Source organism: Gordonia sp. 852002-10350_SCH5691597, from assembly GCF_001665715.1.
GTDB classification, from domain to species: Bacteria; Actinomycetota; Actinomycetes; order Mycobacteriales; family Mycobacteriaceae; genus Gordonia; species Gordonia sputi.
This window is the reverse complement of sequence record NZ_LZMO01000166.1, coordinates 1-4,923: the sequence shown is the minus strand read 5'-3', so window position 1 is coordinate 4,923 and position 4,923 is coordinate 1. Positions and strand designations below refer to the sequence as shown.

General features: G+C 65.9%; 5 protein-coding genes and 1 pseudogene. 3 read left to right on the top strand and 3 right to left on the bottom strand.

Annotated elements, in window-relative coordinates; translation table 11 throughout:
* Positions 1 to 79 precede the first annotated feature (79 nt).
* A pseudogene (locus A5777_RS24185) lies at positions 80 to 368 on the top strand (GIY-YIG nuclease family protein).
* 124 nt (positions 369 to 492) lie between these two features.
* Here the strand turns inward: A5777_RS24185 and A5777_RS11955 are convergent.
* Genes A5777_RS11955 through A5777_RS11945 form a run of 3 tightly spaced genes read right to left on the bottom strand, consistent with a single transcriptional unit; the run spans position 493 to position 3,164 of the window.
* Positions 493 to 1,407 carry a hypothetical protein gene (locus A5777_RS11955; protein WP_064862803.1) on the bottom strand — a complete coding sequence of 305 codons (915 nt, stop codon included), beginning with the start codon at positions 1,405 to 1,407 and terminating at the stop codon, positions 493 to 495.
* A 50-nt stretch (positions 1,408 to 1,457) separates the two neighbouring features.
* Positions 1,458 to 2,714, bottom strand: a complete 1,257-nt coding sequence (gene serS, locus A5777_RS11950; RefSeq protein ID WP_064862802.1) for a serine--tRNA ligase — start codon at positions 2,712 to 2,714, stop codon at positions 1,458 to 1,460.
* 54 nt (positions 2,715 to 2,768) lie between these two features.
* The gene (locus A5777_RS11945) at positions 2,769 to 3,164 is read right to left on the bottom strand and encodes an ankyrin repeat domain-containing protein (protein WP_064862804.1); all 396 of its coding nucleotides are present in this window, start codon (positions 3,162 to 3,164) and stop codon (positions 2,769 to 2,771) included.
* Positions 3,165 to 3,222: 58 nt separating this feature from the next.
* On the opposite strand from A5777_RS11945, the gene A5777_RS11940 reads away from it, so the two are divergent.
* Positions 3,223 to 4,515, top strand: coding sequence for a septum formation family protein (locus A5777_RS11940; protein ID WP_442903038.1), 1,293 nt, complete (start codon positions 3,223 to 3,225; stop codon positions 4,513 to 4,515).
* A gap of 14 nt (positions 4,516 to 4,529) precedes the next feature.
* Positions 4,530 to 4,880, top strand: coding sequence for a metallopeptidase family protein (locus A5777_RS11935; protein ID WP_064862801.1), 351 nt, complete (start codon positions 4,530 to 4,532; stop codon positions 4,878 to 4,880).
* Positions 4,881 to 4,923 lie beyond the last annotated feature (43 nt).

Here is a 4,923-nt window from a genome sequence, read left to right as displayed (position 1 = left end):
GTCGAAACCAGCCATATCCGCGCTGGTGCCTGTGGAGAGAGCGCTCGTGCTCTGTCCGGCGCACTGGGTAAACATAGGGATGTCCGGTCTTATGTACATCCTGGAATGCGCTGACGGTAGCTACTACGTCGGCAGCACTCGCGACGTCGAGAAGCGCGTCGACCAACACAACAGTGGTAAGGGCGCGGCGTACACCAGCGGCAGGAGGCCGGTCCGCCTGGTCTACTGCGCCGAGTTCGCCGCGATCGCCGAAAGCCTACGCATTCGAGAAGCGGGTGCACGGGTGGTCGCGAGCCAAACGTCGTGCATTGATCGACGGGAACTTCGATGCGCTGCGTGTGTACTCACAGCGCGGCTATCGGCGGTGATGTCGTGGCCGGGAGCTGGTTTCGACACGGCAACTCGCTGCGCTCGCGGCCAGCTCAACCATCGGGATGGTGCACGAGCCAGCTCAACCAGCAGGAGGGCCGCGCAACCAGCGGGATAGTGCAATCAGCTGTTGTGCCCGTAGCCGGCGGGCAGGTTGACCGATTCGGCCTTCTCGACAGCTGTCACGGCGCCAGACGACGCCAGGATCACGCCTCCGACGACAGCGGCCACGAACGCGACAATCGCGGCAGGCCCCCAACCGGAGCGTGTGACGTCGCCGAGAAAGATGATGCCAACGGCACCCGGAAGAACTGTTTGTCCGACGACGAGCGCCGCGGCCGCGCCGTTGACCGACCCCGTCTGCAGCGCAACCGTGAACAGATAGAAGCCGCCGATGCCGCTGATGAGGAGCGCATAGAGCGCGGGATCGGTGAACAGCACTCCCGGCTGCAACGGTGAAACACCCGTCAGCACACGGGAAGCCACAGCCATGACCCCGAAGATCGCGCCCGCGATCAGACCCGCGAATGCCGCGATTCGACGCTTGAGTACGCGTGCTCCCATGATGCCGATCACGATCAGCAACGGTCCGGCAACAAGCGTCGCCCATCCCATCCACGCGTCGTAATCGGAGCCCTCGCGCCCGGCAGATATCGCGAGCAGGATCAGCGAGAGGATGACCACCGCCCCCGAAACCCATTCTCTCCAGGTGAGACTCACCTTCAGCACGATCGCGGCGAGTACCGCAGTTGCGACCATCCGCGCAGAGATGATGGTCTGCGAAAGGAACAGCGGGATCAGGCGCGCGGACACGATGGTCGCGATGAAACCGATGATGTCGAACACGAATCCGACAAGGAAAGGCACCGTCAGCATGGTGGCCGCCGTCGAACGAAGCGTCGGATGTGGTGTGCTCGACCGCAATTCCTCGCGGTGTTCGGCGCGTTGCGCCACGCGTTCGGCTCCGAGTGCCTGCAGCACCGACGCAGCAGCGAAGGAGAGCGCGCCGATCACCGCGATGACGATTCCGAGCGTCATCTGATCACGCCTCCCGCGAGAGGCACGGGCACCGCTTGCGTCATCTGCTACTACTGCGGCTTGAGCACGTCGGTACCGACGAACCGCGCAAGTTCGTCGGGCAACACAACCGAACCGTCGGCCTGCTGATGGTTCTCCAGGATCGCGACGAGCCACCGCGTGGTGGCGAGCGTTCCGTTCAAGGTCGCGGCGACCTGCGGCTTACCCGACTCATCGCGGTACCGGATAGAAAGGCGGCGCGCCTGGAACGTCGTGCAATTCGACGTCGAGGTCAGCTCGCGATACGTCTGCTGCGTGGGAACCCATGCCTCACAGTCGAATTTGCGTGCGGCCGACGACCCGAGGTCGCCTCCGGCAACGTCTATGACCCGATACGGGACGTCGATCGCGGCGAGCATCTCCTTCTCCCAGCCGAGCAGTTTCTGATGCTCCGCGGCGGCGTCCTCGGGCTTGCAGTAGACGAAGCCCTCGACCTTGTCGAACTGGTGCACCCGGATGATGCCGCGTGTGTCCTTGCCGTAGCTACCCGCCTCGCGTCGGAAACACGTCGACCATCCGGCGTAACGCTTCGGGCCGTCGGAGAGGTCGATGATCTCGTCCATGTGGTAACCGGCGAGCGGCACCTCCGACGTTCCGACGAGGTAGAGATCGTCGTCCTTGTCGAGGTGGTAGACCTCGTCGGCGTGTGCGCCGAGGAAGCCGGTTCCGCCCATCACTTCCGGTCGGACCAGCACCGGCGGGATCATCAGCGTGAATCCGTTGGCCGTGGCCTTCTGCGCGGCCATCGTCAGCAGCCCGAGCTGCAACATCGCGCCCTGACCGGTCAGGAAGTAGAACCGCGAGCCGGAGACCTTCGCGCCACGCTCCATGTCGATGAGGCCGAGCGACTCACCGAGTTCGAGGTGGTCCTTGGGATTCTCGATCTCCCGCGGCTGACCGACGTGCTCGAGAACGACGTAGTCGTCCTCGCCTCCGGGAGGCGCGCCCTCGACGATGTTGGAGATCGCGCGCTGCGCATTCGACGCAGCCTCGTCGGCGTCATTCTGGCGCGCGACAGCAGCCTTGACCTGATCGGCCAGTTCCTTGCCCTTGGCCAGCAGCGCCGCCTTCTCGTCGCCGGACGCTTTGCCGACCTGCTTACCGAGAGCCTTCTGCTCGGAGCGCAGCGAGTCGGCTTCGACGATGGCTGATCGACGCGTCGAGTCGGCGTCGAGCAGAACGTCGACGAGGCCGGGGTCTTCTCCGCGGACGCGCTGCGAGGCGCGGACGAGGTCGGGGTCGTCGCGGACGATTTTGAGGTCGATCACGCCTGTCAACGATACTGGAGCGCCCGGCGGGCGGATCGTCGGACGTTGTCGCGCCTACTGCCAGTGCCCGCGATAGTCGGCTCGGCCGAACATCGACGCCGCGTCGTCGGCGCTCGGGGTTCCCGCGAAAGGGTCGGCACCGGCCTTCACCAATGCCGCGACGACGTCGTCGAATCCCTTGAATACCGCGCCCGCAAGGGGTGTCTGGCCCTTGTCGTTGGCGAGGTCGACGTCGGCGCCCCGCTCGGTGAGAGCGGTCACCGCCTCGACGTTTCCGTGGTAAGCGGCGAGCATCAGCAGCGAGTCACCCGACTGATTGCGCAGGTCAACGGGCACTCCGGCGTCGAGGTAGGCGGCAAGCGATGCAGCGTCGCCCGAGCGGGCCATGTCGAAGAGTCGTCCGGCCAATTCCTGGACGTCGGCACTCGGTTCGGGGTCGTTGGGGCTCACCCGTCCGAGTCTAAGCACAGGTATCGGCGCACCCGGACGCTCGGAAAGTGCATGATGGATGCCGATGAACGACGATCCCGACAAGGTGTCCCACGACGCGACGCCCGACCCCTCGGCGACCGACCACGTCGAACCGGCCACCGAGCAGTTCGAGCCGGTCACCGAAGAGTTCGAGCCCATCGGTGCAGAAGAGGGTGGGGCCGAACAGGGCGAGGGGCCGGCGACCGAGCGACCCGTCGTCGATGACGACGCAGCCACAGCAGAACCGGCTCGTCGCCGCGGGGTGAGTGGAGCGCTCGCCGCGAACCCGATGCGTGTGGTGCTGGCGGCGATCGTGATCGGCGCGATCGTTGCGGGTGGTATCGCGTTTGCTCTCGGCACGTTCACCGACAACGGGAACGTCGGAAGCACCGACATCGGCGAGAACGAGCGCCTCACACAGAACGCGTTCACGAGATCGGTCGCAGGCGACTGCCTCGACTGGCCCGACGGGCAGCCCGGCCAGCCGTCGAAGGTGGCGTGCGATCAACTGCACCGCTTCGAGGTCGCCGGTCCCCTCAACACCGCGCTTCTACCGGGATCAGAATTCGGCGACTCCGCGGCGTGGCCAGGGGCCGAGCGATTCGCCGCGATCCGCGACGAGCAGTGCCCGGTCATCGTCGACGACTATCTGCAGGGCAAGCTCGACCCGCAGGGACGCTTCTCCATCGGGATGATGTATCCGTCACAAGCGCAGTGGGACAAGGGCGCTCGTGAACTGCGCTGCGGATTGCAACAGACGGGCAAGGGCGGCCAGCCAGACCAGGTGGCGGGCCGCGTCGTCGACAACGACCAATCGTTCTCGTGGCCACCCGGCACATGCATCGGTATCGATCAGCAGACTCGACGCCCCACGGTGCCGGCCACCGTCGTCGGCTGTAGTGAACCGCACGCGTTCCAGACGACCGGCATCGTCGACCTGTCTGCACGCTTCGGAAATCGGACGTCGGGTAAGCCGTGGCCGCAGATCGACGAGCAGAACAAGTTCCTGGCCGGGATCTGCCCGGCGCAGGCGCAACGATTCCTCGGCGGCAAGGAGAAGCTCGACGCCACCACGCTCAACACTCAGTGGTCCGTCATCAGCGAGCCGAGCTGGCTCGCGGGCAGCCGCAAGGTGGTCTGCTACATCGGGCTACCCGACCGGGGTGGATTCGCGACGCTCGTCGGCGACGCGCGCCAGACGCTGCTGATCAACGGCAAGCTCCCGGTACCGCCCCCGCAGGCGCCACCCGGCCGCGTCCTGCCAACGCCCGTCCCACTACCGCCCGGCATCCAGCCGAACCCCGAAGAGGTCCCCGCCCCCGCGGGCTGATCAGGAGTACACCCATGCCCGTCGCCATGTCCGACGACGAGTTCGAGGGCTTGGTGTCCGATGCGCTCGACACCATCCCGAAGGAACTGACCGACGCCATCGACAACGTGGTGATCCTCGTCGAGCCGAACAACCCCGAGTCACCGCACATTCTCGGGCTCTATTCGGGTGTCGCGCTGACCAGCCGCGACCACGACTACGGCGGCTTTTTACCCGACACCATCACCATCTACCGCGAGCCGATCCTCGGGATGTGCCACACGCGCGAGCAGGTCGTCCACGAGGTCGCCGTCACGGTCATCCACGAGATCGCCCACCACTTTGGCATCGACGACGCCTGGCTCCACGAGCACGGCTGGGGCTGAGGGTCGGGGCGCCCGATGTAGCAGACCACCTTGCGGCTGCCCG

What these genes read in the sequence shown, in the direction of transcription:
- A5777_RS11955 (WP_064862803.1), bottom strand. Translation starts at nt 1,407, where the DNA reads ATGACGCTCGGAATCGTCATCGCGGTGATCGGCGCGCTCTCCTTCGCT.
- A5777_RS11940 (WP_442903038.1), top strand. Translation starts at nt 3,223, where the DNA reads ATGCCGATGAACGACGATCCCGACAAGGTGTCCCACGACGCGACGCCC.
- A5777_RS11935 (WP_064862801.1), top strand. Translation starts at nt 4,530, where the DNA reads ATGCCCGTCGCCATGTCCGACGACGAGTTCGAGGGCTTGGTGTCCGAT.